Origin of the sequence: Acinetobacter sp. YH12108 (genome assembly GCF_013419055.1) — a bacterium.
Classification (GTDB): Bacteria; Pseudomonadota; Gammaproteobacteria; order Pseudomonadales; family Moraxellaceae; genus Acinetobacter.
This window is the reverse complement of sequence record NZ_VPAW01000009.1, coordinates 1-19,608: the sequence shown is the minus strand read 5'-3', so window position 1 is coordinate 19,608 and position 19,608 is coordinate 1. Positions and strand designations below refer to the sequence as shown.

The window sequence follows — 19,608 nt, the reverse complement described above, 5'->3', positions numbered from 1 at the left end:
AGCGTCCTTTTTTATTGGATCAAATATTTATTCTGGAGAACGGACCAGACTTAAAAAGTGCAGATGACGTTCATATTGGTCAATGATGTCCTGGATTAAATCTTCCTGAGTCCATTCCATCACATCATAATTTTGCCCCCCTTCCCTTAAAAAGACTTCTGCCTGATAAGATTGCGGAGAATCTGCATCCGGCATAAAGCTCGGTGCTAAAGTCTGGGTAGCAATGACCTGATAAATAAAGTTCATTTCATTCTGATGATCGACACGTAACTCGATCCCATCTTCCAGTTTAAAGATTTTCACCTGGATGTGACGACGTTTCAGTTCAGCCTGAAAACTGTTAAAGGCTTTGCTGACCATCGTATCAATATAATCACGTACTTCATTATGCGTATGCGGATAATGCATAATTAAACCGAGTCGCTGTTGCCAGCTACGCGGGTTCTGAATGGCCCGCGGGGTAATGCGTGCAGCTTGTAGCGCATGCATTTTAGTTACATCCAGATGCAGGGCCTTAATCAGTCCCCAGCAAATCAGCAGCATAATAAATGTAAACGGTAAGGCACTCATAATCGTAGCCGACTGCAGGGCTTCCAGCCCGCCTGCCAGCAACAGAATGATGGCCAATAAAGCCATTAACACGGTCCAGAACAGACGCTGCCAGGTCGGTGAATTCTCGGTTTTAGCAGTGAGATAATCCGTGACTAATGATCCTGAATCTGCTGAAGTGACAAAGAACAGGATAACCAATACCGTAGCAATAATACTGGTGACTGAATTAAATGGCAGATTACCTAAAAATTCGAACAGCGCTACAGAGGAGTCACGTTGTACTGCCTCAAGCAGATTAGTATTGGCTTCATGCATGATACTGAATAATGCAGCATTGCCCATAAAGCCCATCCAGATCAGGGTAAATCCGGTAGGAATCAGTAGAACCCCAACAATGAACTCACGGATACTGCGGCCTTCGGATACTCGGGCAATAAACATCCCGACAAATGGCGACCAGGAAATCCACCAGGCCCAATACATAATGGTCCAGCCACCAATCCAGCCACTAGGCTGATAGGCATACAGATTAAAGGTCATACTGAACAGGTTTGCAACATACTGGCCAGAGTTTTGAATGGTGGTCTGCAGAAGATAGATGCTTGGACCGGTAACAAAAACAAAGATGAGTAGCAGTAAGGCAAGCAGCAGATTCAGTTCAGCTAGGCGTTTGATGCCCTTATCCAAACCAAAAAATACGGACATTGATGCCATTACAGTGACGGCAATAATCAAAATGACCTGAGTACTGGGGGTCTGCTCAACTCCAAATAGGTAATTCAGACCCGAATTAATCTGAGTCACCCCAAAACCTAAAGTTGTCGCAACCCCAAATACTGTCCCTAAGGTGGCAAAAGTATCTACCCCGTCTCCGATCGGGCCATGAATCCGGTTACCGATCAATGGATATAAGGCAGAGCGAACTTTTAAAGGCAGGTTATGTCGATACGCAAAATAGGCCAATGACAGACCCACAATGGTGTAAATCGCCCAGGCATGCAGGCCCCAGTGGAAGAAAGTCACGCGAATAGCTTGCTGTGCGGCCAGTACAGTTTCCGGGTCACCAGCAGGCGGTGTGACATAGTGCATAACCGGTTCGGCAACACCGAAAAACATCAGGCCGATCCCCATGCCTGCGGTAAACAGCATGGCAAACCAGGATGCCTGGCTGTATTTTGGCTGACTATGGTCGGGCCCAAGTTTAATTTTCCCCATATCAGACAGGGCAATATAAATCAGGACAATCAGGAAGATCGCCACGGAGAGGACATAAAACCAGCTAAATGAAGTGGTAATCCACGCATTCATTTGCTTGGTCAACAGGTCGAATGAATCAGGTGCCAGTATTACCAGTCCCAAAAAAATGGCGATAATCACCACTGTACTAATAAAGACATTCGGATTGATATTGGCAAACCAGGATGAAGGTTTGGAAGGCATAGATCCCCCATTTTTTTAATAGATTGGATGCCGGGAGGCTTGAATCATTATTGATAAGTAAAAACATTCTGATCGAGAGAATTACGATCAAAGATACGTTTTGGACCTTAAGATTTTAAAATATTCAGGAAAATAAAGCCGTTAAGTTACTGTAACCAAGCTATGCAGCTCTGTACGTTCTATTCCTCAGGCTTTCTATGCTTATGTTGTATATGAGTTTGTTTAGGAAGATGAGAAATATACTGTAAGGCAATCAGACGCGAGACTATTAAGGCCAGATACATTACCCCGACAAACATCTGGATAATGGCCAGCATCCGTGCGACCGGGCTGACCGGCATCACATCAGATAATCCTGTAGCAGACTGCACACTAAAACTCAGAAAGAGTAGATCCAGCCACGGCTGATAAGCTTTTAGATCTGGATCCGAGAAGCTGTAAGGTACCCATAACTGGCAAATGCTATAGAGAAAAGCGAAGCCCCAAGCCAGCAATGTAAAGACTGCTCCCGCTGCAAATAGTTCGTCTTTGGTCAGATAACGGTCATGAAACATATAACGTAACAGGCCATACGCTGCACTGAAATAGGCACTGGCTTCAAACAGGTGGGCGACGATCATGATCCAGGTATAGCGTAGCCCCAAAACAATCAGCGATGAAAAGAAGATGGCACCTGCGACAAAGAGGAGTCCCAGAATGGTAAACATTGGAGTCTGGCGAATTACCTTGGCAATTACCAGTAGTACCACTACCCCCAGCATCCATGTACCCGCGCGATAGGACACACTGTCATAACTCAGCATCGACAGAATCAGAATCAGTAATTGGAGGCATAGCAGCCACGCAGAAGGCAGATACTTAAAATGGGTCCAGAATCGTAGCAGAGAGTGCTTCATGAGATTTGTCTTGATGTCCTGTCGAGCATCATTATTGTTATCGCTGGCTTAACATAGCATGATCTGTCGAATGGATAGAAACAGGATTGTATAAAAATCATTGAAATCTCAGTTAAAAATGGTCGTATTTAATTTTAGATAAACTATCCCAATGTCTTCTTCATTGGGTAGCTTACGTATTTATAGCTATAAAAAAAGCCCCCATCAGGAGGCTTTTTTAGGACATCAGATCTTAATGATCAGATGCACCTGAGATTCCAATACCTGTTTGTGAGCGAACAAACTGTGCATCGAAAGCTTTGCGTTCTGCCTGTGCTTTCACTGAGCGGTCTGTGATGGAGAAGAACCAGCAGCAGAAGAAAGACAATGGCATTGCAAATAATGCAGGGCCATTAAATGGAACGACTGGTGTATCTGAAATCGCGAAAGTATCTACCCAAACGGCTTTAGACAGTACAATCAGCACTACCGCAGTCACCAGACCAACCACGCCACCAATTACAGCACCACGTGTGGTCAGGCCTTTCCAGAACATAGACAGTACTAGTACCGGGAAGTTGGCACATGCTGCTACCGAGAATGCCAGACCTACCATGAAGGCAACGTTTTGCTTCTCGAACAGAATTCCCAAGATCATCGCAAAGATAGCAAGACCAAGAGTTGCAATTTTAGACATGCGCAGTTCAGATTCAGGTGTAGTACGGCCTTTCTTGAATACGTTTGCATACAAGTCATGTGAAATTGCTGAAGCACCTGACAAGGTCAAACCTGCAACTACCGCAAGAATGGTTGCGAATGCCACTGCAGAAATGAAGCCCATGAACAGGTCACCACCCACAGCATCTGCCAGGTGAACCGCAGCCATGTTGTTACCACCCACCAGCTCTAGCTTGCCTGTAATTGCCATTTTAGCAATATCCAGGAACTGCGGGTTGTTCGCTACGTATAGAATCGCACCGAAACCGATAATGAAGGTTAACAGGTAGAAGTAACCGATAAAGCCTGTTGCAACCACCACTGATTTACGTGCTTCTTTGGCATCTTTTACTGTAAAGAAACGCATCAGGATATGTGGCAGACCTGCTGTACCAAACATCAGCGCCAGACCAAGAGAAATCGCATCGACCGGATTCGAAGCCAGATTACCTGGACCCATAATCTTGGTTGCATCTGCAAGGCTCAGGTCATGTACTTTAGAGAAAACCTGAATCGATTGTTCAAACATATTGGTGAAACTGAAACCTACGCCTTTCATGACCATGAAAGCCATAAACGTCGCACCAGACAATAGCATCACGGCTTTAATGATCTGTACCCAGGTCGTTGCCAGCATGCCACCAAACATTACGTAGGCCATCATCAGAAGACCAACAATCACTACAGCAATATTATAGTTCAGACCGAAGAGCAATTTGATCAACTGACCTGCGCCCACCATCTGTGCGATCAGGTAGAACGCAACTACAACCAATGAACTTAATGCAGCTAGAGTACGCACCGGTTTTTCTTCCAGACGAAACGACACTACATCGGACAGGTTGAATTTACCCAGGTTACGCAAACGTTCTGCCACCAGGAATAAAACGATTGGCCAGCCCACCATGAAGCCTAGTGAGTACAGCAGCCCGTCAAAACCTGACAGGAACACCATCGCGGAAATACCGAGGAAAGAGGCTGCAGACATGAAGTCACCAGCAATGGCCAGACCGTTCTGGAAACCAGAAATGCCGCCGCCGGCAGTATAGAAATCATTGGTATTTGTGGTTTGTTTGGCAGCCCATTTGGTAATAAATAAGGTTGCTCCAACGAAAATCACAAACATGATAATTGCGTGCCAGTTGGTCGCTTGCTGCTCCGCAGCACCCAGATCTGGTCCAGCAAATGCCATTGCCGAGCTGAGCAAGGTCAGCGCTGCAGCAGCAAGCGCTTGATATGAAATCCCTTTCATCTTAGTGTTGCCCCTTTTCTTTTGTAATCGCTTCCACTTCCTGAATTGCTTCTCTGTTCAGCTGATCAAGTTTGTTATTGGCAATGTAGGAATACACCCAGCACAATATAAAAGACAAAATAATGATACCGATACCTAGAGGTACACCCCAGGTCGTTACACCGCCAGAAATTGAAGACAATAGAAATTCTTTGTTGTAGCCAACAAGCAACATGAAACCGACATAGACAAATAGCATGATGCCGGTTAAGGTCCAGCTCAGCGTACTTTTTCTACGTACCATTTCTTTGAATTTGGGATTCTGTAGAATTCTTTCTACTTGTGCCTCATCCATAGTTACACTCCTGTAGCCCCACCATGGGCTTACTATTTTTTAATTCGAATTATCACTGTTGCAAAATAACAACATTTAGAATGACTTGTAATTTAGACTTTGGTCGTTAAAAAATGATCAATTTAAACTGCTGAGTGCATGATGCGGTATCATAGCGTCATGCACAGTACACATCAGGCTATATGAACAGTTGGCTCATCATAGGGGTGCTCGCCCTCTATATCACTTTACTCTTTACTTGCGCTTTCTATGGGGAAAAACATGCCAGCCGGCTGAGTACCCGTGGCCGCATGCTATTGTTTAGTTTAACTTTAGGCGTCTACTGTTCTTCCTGGACATTTTATGGCGCGACCGGTGCTGCGGTTCGTGAAGGAATTATTTTCCTGCCGATCTATCTTGGTCCCCTGCTCTTTGTCGCGATTGGTTACGATATCTGGCGCCGTCTGGGACGGGTACGCCAGCACCATGCCATTTCTTCAATCGCGGACTTTGTCGCTGCACGTTATGGTAAAAGTGGGCCTCTGGCTTCGCTAGTCACCATTCTGGCGGTGATTGCCATCATTCCTTATCTGGCCTTACAGTTACGTGCAATTGCCTTGAGTGCGGCGGTCATTCTGGAACCTTCCGCTGGGATTGCCAGTACCACCAATAGCGTACTGTTCCTGACTGGCGTCCTGGCAATCCTGGCGATGATTTTCGGCACCCGGCAGATTGCCAACACTGAACAGCATGGCGGTCTAATGCTGGCTGTCGCCTTTGAGTCCTTCGTCAAGCTATTTGCCCTGCTGGCCGTGGCCTGTTTCTTTATTTTTGAAGCACCAGAAAATCTGCCTCAGATTAGTAGCGATATTCAGTCTACCTTCCATGATGTACAGCTGTTTGGCGTACCGGAAAGCTTCTGGGTTCAGACTTTGCTGGCTGCACTAGCAATTATCTGTTTACCGCGTCAATTCCATGTCGCCGTAGTTGAATTACGGGATGAAAAACATATCCGTGGTGCACGTCGCTGGTTTGCCATTTACCTGATTCTGACCACACTAGCAATTATCCCGATTGCCAGCTGGGCACTGCATGCGGCACCTCAATACCTAGCGATTCCTGATGTCGCAGTGCTGTCTTTACCGCTTAGCTATAATCAGGACTGGCTGACTTTATTGGCCTTCCTAGGGGGCTTCTCGGCCTCGACCGGCATGCTGCTGGTATCTTCAGTAGCCCTATCGATCATGCTGAGTAATGACCTGATCATGCCGGCGCTCTGGCGCTTAAACCTGATCTCACGGCATGACAAGCGTTTGCCACTGGTACTCAAATTTACCCGCCGGATCTGTATTCTGGCCGTGATGTTGATGGGCTTTCTGTTCTTCAACTTTTTTAATGATATTGACCAGCTCTCAGTCTTTGGTCTGCTGGCCTTTAGTGCCGTGGCACAATTCGCCCCTGCCCTGATTGGTGGTCTGTATTGGCGTGGCGGGAGTAAGCAAGGTGTATATGCTGGCCTGCTGACCGGTTTCGCTTTATGGTCGTATACCCTGCTATTACCAACGATTTTGCGCAGCCTGCCAGAAGCCTATCAGCAGTTCAGCCAGAGTTTTCTGGAACAGGGTCCTTTGGGCTGGAACTGGTTACGTCCTGAAGCCCTGATCGGTTTCGAATCTTTTGATCCTTTAACGCATGGTGTGGTCTGGGCACTAGGTCTGAACACATTCCTATATATCTGGGTTTCCCGGATGTTCCGTCCAAGTGTGGCTGAACAGATTCAGGCGGAAAGTTTCTTCTACTATGAAACCAAGCCGCTTCCTTCTCAAAGTCCATCTACTGATGTCAGCTACTCGCATCAGGATGTGGCCCGTTTAAAAGTTGGTGACCTGATTACGCTGGCCAAGCGCATTACCGGTGAAGGCCCGACCATGCAGGCCTTCCAGCAGTTCTGTGCTCAAAATAGTGTGGAACTGAATGAAAATAGCAGTGCCAATGGCATGTGGTGGCGTTTTACTGAGCAGTATCTGGCCGGTACCATTGGTGCAGCCTCGGCACGTACCCTGCTGACTACCGCGATGGTGAATAATGGCCTGGCCCTCGGTCAGGTGGCGAATATTCTGGATCAGGCCTCACAATGGCAGCGTTTTAACCAGAACCTGATCATGACCATGATCGACCATATGACCCAAGGGGTGAGTGTGGTTGATGAAAATATGTGTCTGGTCGCCTGGAACAACCAGTACCTGAAACTGTTCGATTATCCGAAAGATATTGTTTATGTCGGCTGTCCAATCGCTGACCTAATCCGTTATAACGCTGAACGCGGTGAATGTGGTCCGGGCTCGGTCGAAGAACATGTGCGTAAACGGATTCACTGGATGCAGGTCGGCAGTGCGCATGAATTTGAACGGATCCGTAAAGATGGCCGCGTGATTCAGATGCGGGGTAACCCAATTGAAGGCGGTGGTTTCGTGACGACCTTTGCCGATATTACTGCCTTCCGTGAAAATGAAGCATTACTGGAAGCCCGGGTTCAGGATCGTACCCAGCAGCTCGCTGATGCCCTGTCTGAACAGCAACTGGCGCGTGAACAGGCTGATAAAGCCAATATGTCCAAGAGCCGCTTTATTGCTGCCGCCAGTCATGACCTGTTACAGCCAATGCATGCTGCACGTCTGTTCAGTACGGCGCTGGAGCAAAGTGTACAAAGCGAAGAAGATCGCAAGACCCTGCAGCAACTGGATCGTGCCCTGCATGGGGCAGAAAGCATGCTCTCAGCTCTGCTGGATATTGCCCGACTGGAGGGCGGTACGATTCAGCCGAAACGCCAGGCTTATCCACTGCATGATTTATTAAGTGATCTGGAACTGCAATTCAAATCCATTGCGGCACAACGTGGCATCAAACTGCGAGTGCATGATGCCCAGTTCTGGATTGACACCGATCCACAATGGATTCGCCGGATTATCCAGAACTTTGTCAGCAATGCCCTACGTTATACCGCCAAAGGTAAGGTCGTGGTCGGTGTACTGCGTTCTAGCAACCGGCCAAATCATATCCGGATCGGGGTTTGGGATACCGGTCCCGGTATTGCTGAAGAACAGCGGATCAAGCTGTTCCAGGAATTCGAGCGATGTGGCCATACTTCGCCTTGGGGTGAACAGGGTCTGGGGCTTGGTCTCGCCATCGTGCAGCGTATGACCGGACTACTGGATTATCCAGTTCATGTTTCTTCCGAGCTGGGCAAAGGTTCCTGCTTCATGATTGAAGTACCGTTGACCGCAGCGCCGAAAGTCATTGCCGCCCCTGTTCAGGCTGTGCCATTGAAGTCCAAGGCCTTTAAGATTCTATGTTTGGACAATGATGAAACCATTCTGGAAGGCATGTCGACCTTATTGACCAAATGGGGCTATCAGGTCTTTAAAGCCACTGAACCAGAACAGGCCGCCGAGATGATTCAGCAGGAAAATATTCAGGTCTGGCTGGTGGATCAGCATTTAAATCAGGATAAAATCGGTCTGGACTTTATTCTGGAACATCGTAGTAGTGATATTCCGGTAGCATTGATTACTGCAGATTCTGATCCGGAACTGCCACAGCGCCTGAAGGATTTAAATATTGTCCTGCTGAAGAAACCATTGAAACCCGCTTCACTTCGTTCCTGGTTATCCGGTCTGAAAATCTCTGGTAGTTAGAACTTTTTATTTTCATCTCAATGCCCATTTTAATGATTTAAAGTGGGCATTTTTTATACCAAACAAATACCTTTCTTTACCTGACTGGCAAAAAAATCAGGCCAATGTGCTAAAAGCACCAAATTTCACATAATTCCTGCTGATAAATTGCTCAAAATTATCATTTCAGCATTCTCTATGGCAAAAGCCACCAATTCTATTAATATACATGTGTACACCTAGTTACAATTATTTAAGTTGTTGTTTTAAATTAATTTTTAATCCTATTTTATGGCAGATAGAACTTTGGTCGTATTTTTAATACAACAGGCTTAGCTCTAAAAATAGACAATATAAGAAACGATCAGTTTCCATCTGACAATGCCTAAATCCTTTTGGCAGCTGGTCTATTTGCACTGCTAGATAGGAGTTATAAAAATGAAACTCGATGAATCAATTGCTCAGCTTCCCGCACAGACTCAGCAATTCCATCGCCAATATGGTGCTAATGCCTTATTACCCAGCATCGACTGGACGCAAATGTTTAAATACAGCAAACTCGACGATACCCAGATTCAGGCACTTGAAACCCTGTATCAGCATGCGGTTCCTTTAGCCCTGCAAGTTTTTGATGAACTGCATTTTGATGTCTTTGAACCTTATGCCTACAAACCGCAAGGTTTAGGTTTATTTGAACGTTTGGCTGAACAGGAAAACAAGCTGATTGAATCTCTGGAAGCAGAAGCTGAAGATTTACCTGTACAAACCCGTCATCAGATCTGGAGTATGCTGCTGCGTGGTGGTGCCGTACTGGTCTTTAAAGCGTGGCTCGGCAAAGTGAAAAATGAAGAAGATTGCCTGGATACCACCCAGTTTGATGAACTCTCTGACTTGCTCTTTATCAAAACCTGCCCGCATGAACTGGCAGAGCACCTACAGGTCGATCCGAATAGCACAGACGAGCATGTATTCCTGATGTATGAAGATGAAGTTTATCTGGACCGTTTTAACAGTCTGGAAACTGCTGCCCTGTTTGTAGACTTAGGTGTGTATGATGCGACTTTCCTGAGTCTGCGTGATGATCGCGTAGCAGAATACCTGATCTCCAAAGGCTATGTCACTCAAGAACAGATTGATGAACTGCAATCCGCACTGAATCCAATGTTCTGTACCGATGTCACCCAAAAACAGGATTATATTGCTTAATCTGGCAATATATTCGCAATAAAAAAGACCTCAGATGAGGTCTTTTTTATTTTGTAAGCTGTATCACTTACATTTTCTTTTCTTCAATATTCAAGGCATTGATAGCAAGCACCGCCTGGGTACGGTTTTGTACACCTAGCTTACGGAAGATCGCTGTTACGTGCGCTTTAATCGTAGCTTCTGAAACATCCAGTTCATAGGCAATCTGTTTATTCAGTAAGCCTTCGGCTACCATCATCAAGACACGGAATTGTTGCGGTGTCAGTGACTGAATCCGTTCTGCCAATGCAGTTTCGTCTGCAGCACGCGGATCGAAGTTCATGTTGGCTGGCAGATTGGGTGGTAACCAGATTTCACCTTCGAGGACTTCACGAATCGCTTCACCAATATGGCTTGGATGTGCAGATTTTGGAATATAGCCCATTGCACCATGTGCAATCGCACGCTGGATAATGCTGGCTTCTTCGTGAGCAGAAACGACAATAATTGGAATCGAAGGATATTGGGCGCGAACGTGGACCAGAGCAGAAAAGCCCGATGCACCTGGCAGGTTTAAATCCAGAAGGACAAGATCAGGCTCAGGACCATTTTCTAGACGTTCATAAAATTCATTGACTGCTGCAGTTTCATGAATCTGCGCTTGTGGCAGACTATAACGAACAGCTTGGATCAGAGCATGACGAAACAGTGGATGATCATCAACGATTAAAATATTCATAGGACGTGAGAGAGATCTTGTGCACAGTAGCTCCTATTCTAACCACACAAGCCAGTTTATGGATATGCAAGATCACCAATTTTTTAAATAATGTGGAGTTTTTCTTTAATTTTTTTAAATTTTGGCTTATTTCAATAATTCTTTAATTCTCATCACTTTTTTATATATGATTTATTCCTATTCTGCATAGCTTATCTTTATTCAATATAAATATAGTTATCAGCCATTTATCCAGCTCTATCCGTTTCAGAAGCACATTTTCCGCTTATATAGAAAAATCAGATAACTTTTCAGCATTTCGTTATTTTACACCTATTGCGGCAATCGGGATTAATAGGGTCATTCCGAGCTTAACCATTTTTAGGTACTTCACATGTCCCATTTTTCCGAGCAAAAACCTTTAAATATCGTGGCTGTTTCTGGCGGCCTGAATCACCCATCTAAAACCGAAGCATTGGTTCAAGCCATTCTGGATGAACTGGGTGAAGCGACGCCAATCAATGTACATTTCATTAAATTTAGCGAAATCGGCCAGCTTTTAGGTGGTGCAATTTACCGTAACCAGTTACCGCAACGCGTGCAGGATGATCTGGCAGCCGTTGAAGCAGCAGATGCCCTGATTGTTGGTACGCCTGTTTACCGCGCTTCATTTACGGGCCTGTTCAAGCATTTCTTTGACTTCGTAGAACAAATGGCGCTGGTAGATGTACCGGTTCTTTTAGCAGCTTCTGGTGGTAGTGACCGTCATGCGCTGGTTCTTGAGCACCAATTACGCCCATTATTCAGCTTCTTCCAGGCACAAACCTTACCAATCGGGGTATATGCCACAGATCGTGACTTTACGCCTGAATATACTATTCACAGCGAATTACTTCGTGCCCGTATTACCCTGGCAGTGGCTCGTGCCCTACCGATCCTTGAATGGGCGCCAGCAAAGGGGCAGCGTGCTGAGGTCATTAAAGAAAAATCTCAGCAAGCCAACCAGAGCCTAGGCATCAACAAGCAAATCGAACAGGAAGAAGTTTTACCTTCAGCTGCAGTGCCAAGCCTGGATGCCGCAGAATCCCGTTTGCACAGCAAGAAAGTGCCAAAGACTCAAGTGGCTTAATGGCCACTTCATTCAGAGGGTAAGAATAATGTCACAAGATAAAAATATTGTATTTGCTTACTGGGTTCCAAATGTCAGTGGCGGTCTGGTGGTCAGCGATATCGAACAGCGTACGGACTGGAGCTATGACTATAATGTCCGTCTGGCGCAAACTGCTGAGAAAGCAGGTTTTGATTATGCCCTGACCCAGATCCGTTTTACTGCGGGCTATAACGCTGAAAACCAGCATGAATCAGTGAGTTTCAGTCATGGCATCCTGGCGAAAACTGAACGTTTAAAAGTGATTGCCGCGATCTTGCCGGGCCCATGGAAGCCTGCGCTGGCAGCGAAGCAGCTGGCCACCATTGACCATCTCACCAATGGCCGGATTGCGATTAATGTCGTAAGTGGCTGGTTCCGTGGCGAGTTTGATGCAATTGGTGAAGAATGGCCGGAACATGACGAACGTTATGCACGTTCAGAAGAATTTATTCGCAGCCTGAAAGGGGTCTGGACCCAAAACAATTTTAGTTTTGATGGTAAATACTACCAGTTCCAAGACTATACCTTGAGTCCAAAACCGGTACAAAAACCGTATATTGAAATCTTCCAGGGGGGAAGTTCCCGGGCAGCACGCGATATGGCATCTCGCGTGTCTGACTGGTACTTCACCAATGGCAATACACCTAAAGAGCTGAAAAAACAGATCGATGATATTCGTGAAAAAGCCAAAGCGAACAACCACTCTGTGAAAATTGGCGTAAATGCATTTGTGATTGCACGTGATACCGAAGAGGAAGCGCAAGCAGTACTGCGAGAAATCGTGGCCAAGGCCAATGTTCAGGCGGTGAAATCTTTCGGTGAGGCAACGCGTGAAGCGGGCGCAGCCAGTAAGGAAGGCGAAGGTAACTGGGCCAAATCTACGTTTGAAGATCTGGTGCAATATAACGATGGCTTCCGTACCAACCTGATCGGGACGCCAGAGCAGATTGCAGAACGTATCATCGAACTGAAAAAAGTCGGTGTTGATCTGGTTCTTTCAGGCTTCCTGCACTTTATTGAAGAAGTAGAATATTTCGGTGAAAAAGTCTTGCCACTCGTGCGTGAACTCGAAACGCAGCAAGCTGAACAGCAACAAGAAGAACAAGAAGCTGAGCTCGTTTAAACTATAATAATGCTCAGCATAACGATTCATTCCCTCAAGGCTCGGCTTGAGGGATTTTTTTTGTGCAACACAGTGTTCTCGGCATAGAGATAGCCGCCTGCTTCATTCTTGACTAGAATGAAGCCAAACTCGATGAGATAGAAATTTAAATTATGTATACCGGTATCGTACAAGGCTTGGAAAAAGTCGTGGATATTCGCCAGGGCAATGGCTTCATTACCATTATCGTGAGCAACGAAAATCAGTTTTTTCAGGATGTCTTTATTGGCGCCAGTGTTGCGATCAACGGCGTCTGCCTCACCGTAACGACTATTGATCAGAAGCTAAATCAGATTCACTTCGATATCTCCGATGTAACCCTTGCTCTCACCACCTTAAAATCTCTTCAAGTGGGTGATGAAGTGAATGTCGAACGCTCTGCCAAAGTCGGTGCAGAAAATGGCGGGCATAATCTGTATGGGCACATCGAAGGCACAGCAATCATTAAAAATCTGGAACATCGGGGTGAAACCTACCATATCGATATTCAGATCCCGGATGGCAATATCAAATACTTTTTCCTGAAAGGGTTTATTGGTCTGAACGGCTGCAGCCTGACCATCAATCGCGTCGATCGCGCCAATAGTGAAATTTCGATTGATCTGATTCCCGAAACTTTGCGTCTGACCACCTGGAAAAATGCCAAAGTAGGTGATGAAGTCAATTATGAAATTGACCAGACCACGCGTACCTTGGTGGATACCTTAGAAAATATTCACCAGCGTTAAATGAAAGAGCCGCTTATACCATAGGCGGTTTTTTAACTGATCATTCTGCCCATATCTACGTTTCTATACAGAATTTTCAGGTGGAATGAATAAAATAATCTGATTCCGATTCAGAACGTTATTCCCATGCAGTTGATCTGGTTCCGCCAAGACCTCCGTATACATGACCATGCCGCACTCTGGCATGCTACTCAGCAAGGACCTTGCATTGCGCTAGCAGTCCTCTCTCCCGAACAATGGCAACTGCATCAGGATGCCCGGATCAAAACTGATTTTTATCTGCGTCGGCTCAAATATTTAAAACAGCAGCTACAGCAACTGAATATCCCGCTGATCATATTGAACATTCCTTTATGGGAAAATTTGGCGCCAGAAATATTGAATCTGTGTCAAACCCTGAAAATTGAAAACCTGCATGCCAATATCGAAGTTGGTGTCAATGAACTGGAACGTGATGCTCAAGTGCAGCAATTACTGGAACAGCAACAGATCAGGGTCGAGCTCTATCATGACCGCACCCTGTTTCCTCTCGGCAGTATCCGAAACCAGTCCACTCAACCGTATCAGGTCTATAGTGCCTTTAAGAAAAAATGCTATGAGCGGCTAATTCTGGATGTACCCGCCTGCTATCCTGAGATTGAAGCTCAAGATCCAATCCAATTACCTACTGATTTCATCAATGTTGATCTGGAAAAATTCTCGGCAGATTATGTAGTAGAGCATGCTGCCCAACTTTGGTCTGCGGAAGATCGAACTGCCTTGGACCTGCTCGATGATTTTATCGAGGACAAAATGGCTCATTATAAAACCGACCGTGATCTGCCAGCAGTTGATGGTACCAGCCGCCTCTCCCCTTATCTGAATATCGGTGTTATTTCAGTTCGCCAATGTATGCAAGCTCTTTTTCAGGATGGCTATTTCCAGATTGAGGATGTGGGTCAGCAGACCTGGTTAGATGAACTCTTGTGGCGGGAATTCTATCTACAGACCCTGTTTGATTTTCCACGTGTCTCCAAACACCAACCATTTAAGCAAAATACCCATAAGATCCAGTGGCGCAATGCCCCCGAAGATCTAGCTGCCTGGCAGCAAGGCCAGACCGGAATTCCAATTGTCGATGCTGGCATGCGGCAAATGCTGGCAACTGGCTGGATGCATAACCGGGTCAGGATGATTACTGCGATGTTCCTGTGTAAGAACTTGCTGATCGACTGGCGACTGGGTGAAGCTTGGTTTATGCAGCACCTGATTGATGGCGATCTGGCTGCGAATAATGGCGGCTGGCAATGGTGCGCATCAACCGGCATGGATGCTGTGCCCTACTTCCGGATTTTTAATCCGGTCAGCCAGTCCCTGAAGTTTGATCCCAATGGAGACTATATCCGCCAGTGGGTGCCTGAACTGGCGCATCTGGATGCCAAATCCATTCATGAACCTTATGCCAAAAATCCTGATCTGGAACTGGATTATCCAAAACCGATTGTCGATTTAAAAGCCTCTCGTGTACGAGCCATAGAAGCCTTTAAGCAGATTTAGAAGAAACTATCACTTCATCTAATATGAAAAGCCTCCAATATTGGAGGCTTTTTATTTTCATATCAAGAATAAAAACTTGGATCAGGCACTTTCCCGGTCAATACCCATTCCCCAACTTCCTGATATTTATAATCTACCGGATCATGTAAGGTCTGGGTACGAACATTACGCCAGAAACGGTCCAGATTCAGTTTGGCTATAGTCGCACGCGCGCCCATCACCTGAAAAATATTCTGGGTGATATAGAGAGATGTATTGGTGGCCGCGATTTTGGCTGTGGCAATCGCCACTGAAACTTCACCACGCTGCTCAGCAGTGAGATCATTGCCCAGATCCCAAGCGACTTGTAAGGTTTGAATCGCTTTATCTGCCAAGAGACGGACGCTTTCCAGCTGCACATAAAAATCCGCAAAATGCTTCTGGGTAAAGGGGTCATTTACTGCATCTTCTACCAGTGATTTAGACCAGGCTTTTTGAGTCTGTACGGTTTGTTTGGCCACTTCAAACGCACCTTCTGCTACACCGAGGAACATGTGTACAAAGATCAGCTGGGCAATCAATGGACGTAAGCTTGAATACGGTGTACTCAGTGGACCGGGATTTAACAGCAATTCATTTTCATGAATTCTGACCTGCTCAAAATGGCTGGTGCCGCTATCGGTCTGGCGTTGACCCATATTATTCCAGTCACCGAGAAAACTTACACCCTTACGTGCTGTTGGAATTACCCCGATCAGTAATTTTCCAGCGTCGTTATAGCCTGAGCACAGTAAGATATCGGAATCAATGGAGCCGGAACAGAAGCTTTTATGGCCATCAAAAATATATTCTTTTTCAGCAACTTTTGTTGCGGTAGTACGACGATCCAGTGGATTTAAGGTATTACCCCAGAACAGGTTTTCCCGAGCGGTCTGTTCAAACCAAGGACCATATTGTTCCGGTTGGGAAAATAATTGAACCGTTGCAATCAGCAAATGATGAAACCCATAAACATGTGCCAGTGAACTATCGACTCGGGCAATAATTTGAATGGTTTTAAAAATTGTCTGCCAGTCTGCTTCCTGACCGCCGTACTGTTTCGGAATGGACAGGCCCAGTAAACCGCTCTGACGAATCAGATCACGCTCGGCTTTAGGATTACCGCCCTGCTTGTCACGAGCTGCGGCTGTTTGGGCAAAAGTTTCTGTCAGTTGCTGGGCAATTTGCAGTGGAGATTGATCTAGATATTGTTGTCGTACATTCATTCTTTTGACCTAAGTTCAGCATGGTTTTAGCTTAGCAGATTGCAGCTTGGCACTATATTCGAAAGCATGCAGAGCTTATTCCTGAGACAAAAATACCGGCAAATAATGCCGGTATTTGAACGTCCTAAACTTATACCTGATTACGTTGCACTTCAGCAATTAACTGATCCACGACCTGTGGTTCAGCCAGAGTCGAAGTATCACCTAGACTGTCCAGCTCATTGGCAGCAATCTTTCTTAAGATCCGGCGCATGATTTTACCTGAACGGGTTTTAGGTAAAGCAGGTGCCCAGTGCAAGGCGTCTGGCGTTGCCACTGGCCCTAAAATTTTACGTACCCAAGCTACCAGTTCACCGCGCAGCTGTTCAGTACTTTCAGTCCCTGCCTGCAAGGTGACAAATGCACAAATCCCCTGACCTTTGATGTCATGCGGCATACCGACAACAGCCGCTTCGGCAACCGCTTCATGGGCCACCAGTGCACTTTCAATCTCTGCCGTACCCAGACGATGACCGGAAACATTGAGTACATCATCGACACGACCAGTAATCCAGTAATAGCCATCTTCATCACGACGTGCACCATCACCGGTAAAATAGGTACCTGGATAGGTCGAGAAATAAGCTTCAATAAAGCGATCCGGGTCACCCCAGATGGTGCGCATCTGGCCTGGCCAGGAATCCTTAATTACCAGATTTCCTTCCGCCACCCCTTCAATTTCCTTGCCTTCTGCATCGACAATGGCGGGTTGCACACCAAAGAATGGACGGGTCGCAGAACCCGGTTTCAGGTCGGTTGCACCCGGTAAAGGCGTAATCATGAAGCCACCGGTTTCGGTTTGCCACCAGGTATCAATCACCGGACAGCGACTTTCACCAACTACCGAGTAATACCAGTTCCAGGCTTCCGGGTTAATCGGCTCACCGACCGAACCTAAAATTCTCAGGCTGCTACGATCACTTTCCCGTACATAGGCATCCCCTTCCCGCATCATGGCGCGGATGGCCGTTGGTGCGGTATAGAGAATGGTCACATTGTGCTTGTCGACAATATGTCCGGTACGCGCCCAGCTTGGATATTGTGGTACTCCCTCGAACATGACCGTAGTCGTACCATTAGAGAGCGGACCATACAGTACATAGGAATGCCCGGTAATCCAGCCGACATCGGCAGTACACCAGAACACATCATCCTGTTTGATGTCAAAAACTTCTCGGAAAGTACAGTTCACATAAGTCAGATAGCCGCCTGTGGTATGCAGTACGCCCTTAGGTTTTCCGGTTGAACCCGAGGTATACAGGATAAACAGCGGATCTTCCGCATTCATCGGCTCAGGCGGACAGATCTCATTGACGGTCATAATTTCCATGTGATACCAGAGATCACGCCCCTGTTGCATTTCTACCGGATTGCCGGTGCGATGTACAACGATGACATGTTCAACCGATTCGGTACCGGCGACTTTCAGGGCTTCATCCACATTGGCTTTCAGTGGAATAGCTTTGCCACCACGCATGCCCGAATCTGCAGTAATCACCATTTTGGCCTGACTGTCCTCAATCCGGCTGGCCAGAGAATCAGGTGAGAAACCACCAAACACCACACAATGCACTGCACCAATCCGGGCACAGGCCAGCATGGCAATTGCGGCTTCCGAGACCATTGGCATATACAGCACCACCCGGTCGCCTTTTTTAATCCCGTTTTTTTTCAGAACATTGGCGAAACGGCAAGTTTCATCATAAAGCTCATGAAAAGAAATAATCTTGTGACGGGACGGATGATCCCCTTCCCAGATAATCGCCGGTTTATAAGGATGTTCCTTAAGATGGCGATCCAGACAGTTGGCACTGACATTGAGCTGGCCATCTGCAAACCATTCAATTTTAAAATTGTCTTTATCAAAACTGGTATTTTTAACCTGGGTAAAAGGTTTGATCCAGTCCAGGCGCTGTGCCTGTTCAGCCCAGAACTGATCTGGTTGTTCAATGGATTGCTGATAACGCTCAAAATACTCTATATCAGTGGTACGTGCGGTTTTCTTAAATTCTGCTGGTACTGGATAGATTTCTTTCATTGTTCGCTTCCTTGATCTTGTTCTATCTCATCACGAGAGCTTGATGGCATTTTGTTGATTGTTTTTTATGCATAATGGCAGTATGTACTGCATATTTCAAATCCGACAATCATGCTTTCGTCGTAGATTATTTATTCAAATTCAATCAGAATAACTTCGGATAATGCTCAGCTATGGCCAAAGTCAGCCAGATATTGCTATCGTCAAATAAAATGAGTCGCCCACTCTCGCTGTATTTTATACAGGCTTAGGATCTTGCCCATGAATTCAACTGACCCTTCCTATTTCCCTCCTCCTTTTCCTGCAGCTGATCATCCCTTATCGATCAAGGGCCGATTTGGACGTTTGAGTTTTATTGCCTGGTCTGCATTTTTACAGTTTATTTTCTTATGCAGCAGTATTGCGCTAGGTTTAAGTATTGATATTGTGAACATTGCCAGCCTATCGGTAGATTCAAACTGGCAAGTTTCCCTGCATGGCTTATCCAGCCTGTTTGCCTTGGCGATCATGCTGGTCTACCTGTATTTCGGTATTGTGATTACGGTACGGCGCTTACACGATCTGGACCGCAGTGGCTGGTGGATGCTGCTATTCTTCGTGCCTTTGATCAATCTGTTGGTCTGGATTTATATCGTACTTTTTCCAGGAACAAGAGGTAGCAATCAGTATGGTCCGATACGTACAAGCCCCGTCTGGGAAAAGATTGTGGCCTGGCTGGTGATCATTTTTACCGTACTCAGCCTGTTGGCGACGACTGCATTATTCTCTTATATGAGTGAAGGTGAGCCTTCAAGAATCCCAAGCGAAGTGAAACAAAAAACGACTGAGTTCTTTTAAGGCAGTTGTGTCTGTTTTGCATAGGGTGTGTTGACACTTTTAGCTTAAAAAAATAGCGAAGTAGTAAAATCAAATCGCCAAACCCAATTTTACTATTCGCTATGCCTCGTACCATGCTGACAGATCAACAGTGGCAAAAGTTGAAAGT

The 19,608-nt window shown here is 46.0% G+C and carries 14 protein-coding genes; 7 read left to right on the top strand and 7 right to left on the bottom strand.

The window, feature by feature from the left end; genetic code table 11:
- Positions 1-27 precede the first annotated feature (27 nt).
- From FTU46_RS07410 to FTU46_RS07395, 4 genes are all read right to left on the bottom strand, one after another.
- A complete protein-coding gene (locus FTU46_RS07410) occupies positions 28-1,992 on the bottom strand; it encodes a choline BCCT transporter BetT (protein ID WP_180034248.1) in 1,965 nt (654 codons plus the stop codon).
- Between the two features lie 179 nt (positions 1,993-2,171).
- Positions 2,172-2,888, bottom strand: coding sequence for an ion channel (locus FTU46_RS07405; protein ID WP_180104663.1), 717 nt, complete (start codon positions 2,886-2,888; stop codon positions 2,172-2,174).
- Between the two features lie 232 nt (positions 2,889-3,120).
- Positions 3,121-4,836 (bottom strand): cation acetate symporter, encoded by a 1,716-nt coding sequence (locus FTU46_RS07400; protein ID WP_180104662.1) that lies wholly within the window; start codon positions 4,834-4,836, stop codon positions 3,121-3,123.
- A 1-nt stretch (position 4,837) separates the two neighbouring features.
- A complete protein-coding gene (locus FTU46_RS07395) occupies positions 4,838-5,170 on the bottom strand; it encodes a DUF485 domain-containing protein (protein ID WP_004781535.1) in 333 nt (110 codons plus the stop codon).
- Between the two features lie 182 nt (positions 5,171-5,352).
- Here FTU46_RS07395 and FTU46_RS07390 point away from each other — a divergent pair, with 182 nt between their 5' ends.
- Complete coding sequence (locus FTU46_RS07390; RefSeq protein ID WP_180025259.1) at positions 5,353-8,844, top strand: PAS domain-containing hybrid sensor histidine kinase/response regulator; 3,492 nt, start codon at positions 5,353-5,355, stop codon at positions 8,842-8,844.
- Positions 8,845-9,261: 417 nt separating this feature from the next.
- A complete protein-coding gene (locus FTU46_RS07385) occupies positions 9,262-10,029 on the top strand; it encodes a hypothetical protein (RefSeq protein ID WP_166139501.1) in 768 nt (255 codons plus the stop codon).
- Between the two features lie 67 nt (positions 10,030-10,096).
- Here FTU46_RS07385 and FTU46_RS07380 read toward each other — a convergent pair whose 3' ends face one another.
- Positions 10,097-10,747 carry a response regulator transcription factor gene (locus FTU46_RS07380; RefSeq protein WP_004781530.1) on the bottom strand — a complete coding sequence of 217 codons (651 nt, stop codon included), beginning with the start codon at positions 10,745-10,747 and terminating at the stop codon, positions 10,097-10,099.
- A gap of 373 nt (positions 10,748-11,120) precedes the next feature.
- On the opposite strand from FTU46_RS07380, the gene msuE reads away from it, so the two are divergent.
- From msuE to FTU46_RS07360, 4 genes are all read left to right on the top strand, one after another.
- Entirely contained in the window at positions 11,121-11,855 is a 735-nt protein-coding gene (gene msuE / locus FTU46_RS07375) for an FMN reductase (protein WP_180104661.1), read from the top strand.
- Positions 11,856-11,883: 28 nt separating this feature from the next.
- Positions 11,884-12,999, top strand: coding sequence for a dimethylsulfone monooxygenase SfnG (gene sfnG / locus FTU46_RS07370; RefSeq protein ID WP_180104660.1), 1,116 nt, complete (start codon positions 11,884-11,886; stop codon positions 12,997-12,999).
- Between the two features lie 152 nt (positions 13,000-13,151).
- Complete coding sequence (locus FTU46_RS07365) at positions 13,152-13,766, top strand: riboflavin synthase subunit alpha (protein ID WP_125279183.1); 615 nt, start codon at positions 13,152-13,154, stop codon at positions 13,764-13,766.
- Positions 13,767-13,892: 126 nt separating this feature from the next.
- Complete coding sequence (locus FTU46_RS07360; protein ID WP_180104659.1) at positions 13,893-15,302, top strand: deoxyribodipyrimidine photo-lyase; 1,410 nt, start codon at positions 13,893-13,895, stop codon at positions 15,300-15,302.
- A gap of 62 nt (positions 15,303-15,364) precedes the next feature.
- Here the strand turns inward: FTU46_RS07360 and FTU46_RS07355 are convergent, their stop codons facing one another.
- Positions 15,365-16,546 carry an acyl-CoA dehydrogenase family protein gene (locus FTU46_RS07355; RefSeq protein WP_180104658.1) on the bottom strand — a complete coding sequence of 394 codons (1,182 nt, stop codon included), beginning with the start codon at positions 16,544-16,546 and terminating at the stop codon, positions 15,365-15,367.
- A 130-nt stretch (positions 16,547-16,676) separates the two neighbouring features.
- A complete protein-coding gene (gene acs / locus FTU46_RS07350; RefSeq protein ID WP_180104657.1) occupies positions 16,677-18,623 on the bottom strand; it encodes an acetate--CoA ligase in 1,947 nt (648 codons plus the stop codon).
- A 261-nt stretch (positions 18,624-18,884) separates the two neighbouring features.
- On the opposite strand from acs, the gene FTU46_RS07345 reads away from it, so the two are divergent.
- Complete coding sequence (locus FTU46_RS07345) at positions 18,885-19,460, top strand: DUF805 domain-containing protein (protein WP_180104656.1); 576 nt, start codon at positions 18,885-18,887, stop codon at positions 19,458-19,460.
- Positions 19,461-19,608 lie beyond the last annotated feature (148 nt).

Excerpts from the sequence above, each read along its gene's own strand:
- FTU46_RS07410 (WP_180034248.1), bottom strand. The coding sequence starts at position 1,992 with ATGCCTTCCAAACCTTCATCCTGGTTTGCCAATATCAATCCGAATGTC.
- FTU46_RS07405 (WP_180104663.1), bottom strand. The coding sequence starts at position 2,888 with ATGAAGCACTCTCTGCTACGATTCTGGACCCATTTTAAGTATCTGCCT.
- FTU46_RS07400 (WP_180104662.1), bottom strand. The coding sequence starts at position 4,836 with ATGAAAGGGATTTCATATCAAGCGCTTGCTGCTGCAGCGCTGACCTTG.
- FTU46_RS07395 (WP_004781535.1), bottom strand. The coding sequence starts at position 5,170 with ATGGATGAGGCACAAGTAGAAAGAATTCTACAGAATCCCAAATTCAAA.
- FTU46_RS07390 (WP_180025259.1), top strand. The coding sequence starts at position 5,353 with ATGAACAGTTGGCTCATCATAGGGGTGCTCGCCCTCTATATCACTTTA.
- FTU46_RS07385 (WP_166139501.1), top strand. The coding sequence starts at position 9,262 with ATGAAACTCGATGAATCAATTGCTCAGCTTCCCGCACAGACTCAGCAA.
- FTU46_RS07380 (WP_004781530.1), bottom strand. The coding sequence starts at position 10,747 with ATGAATATTTTAATCGTTGATGATCATCCACTGTTTCGTCATGCTCTG.
- msuE (WP_180104661.1), top strand. The coding sequence starts at position 11,121 with ATGTCCCATTTTTCCGAGCAAAAACCTTTAAATATCGTGGCTGTTTCT.
- sfnG (WP_180104660.1), top strand. The coding sequence starts at position 11,884 with ATGTCACAAGATAAAAATATTGTATTTGCTTACTGGGTTCCAAATGTC.
- FTU46_RS07365 (WP_125279183.1), top strand. The coding sequence starts at position 13,152 with ATGTATACCGGTATCGTACAAGGCTTGGAAAAAGTCGTGGATATTCGC.
- FTU46_RS07360 (WP_180104659.1), top strand. The coding sequence starts at position 13,893 with ATGCAGTTGATCTGGTTCCGCCAAGACCTCCGTATACATGACCATGCC.
- FTU46_RS07355 (WP_180104658.1), bottom strand. The coding sequence starts at position 16,546 with ATGAATGTACGACAACAATATCTAGATCAATCTCCACTGCAAATTGCC.
- acs (WP_180104657.1), bottom strand. The coding sequence starts at position 18,623 with ATGAAAGAAATCTATCCAGTACCAGCAGAATTTAAGAAAACCGCACGT.
- FTU46_RS07345 (WP_180104656.1), top strand. The coding sequence starts at position 18,885 with ATGAATTCAACTGACCCTTCCTATTTCCCTCCTCCTTTTCCTGCAGCT.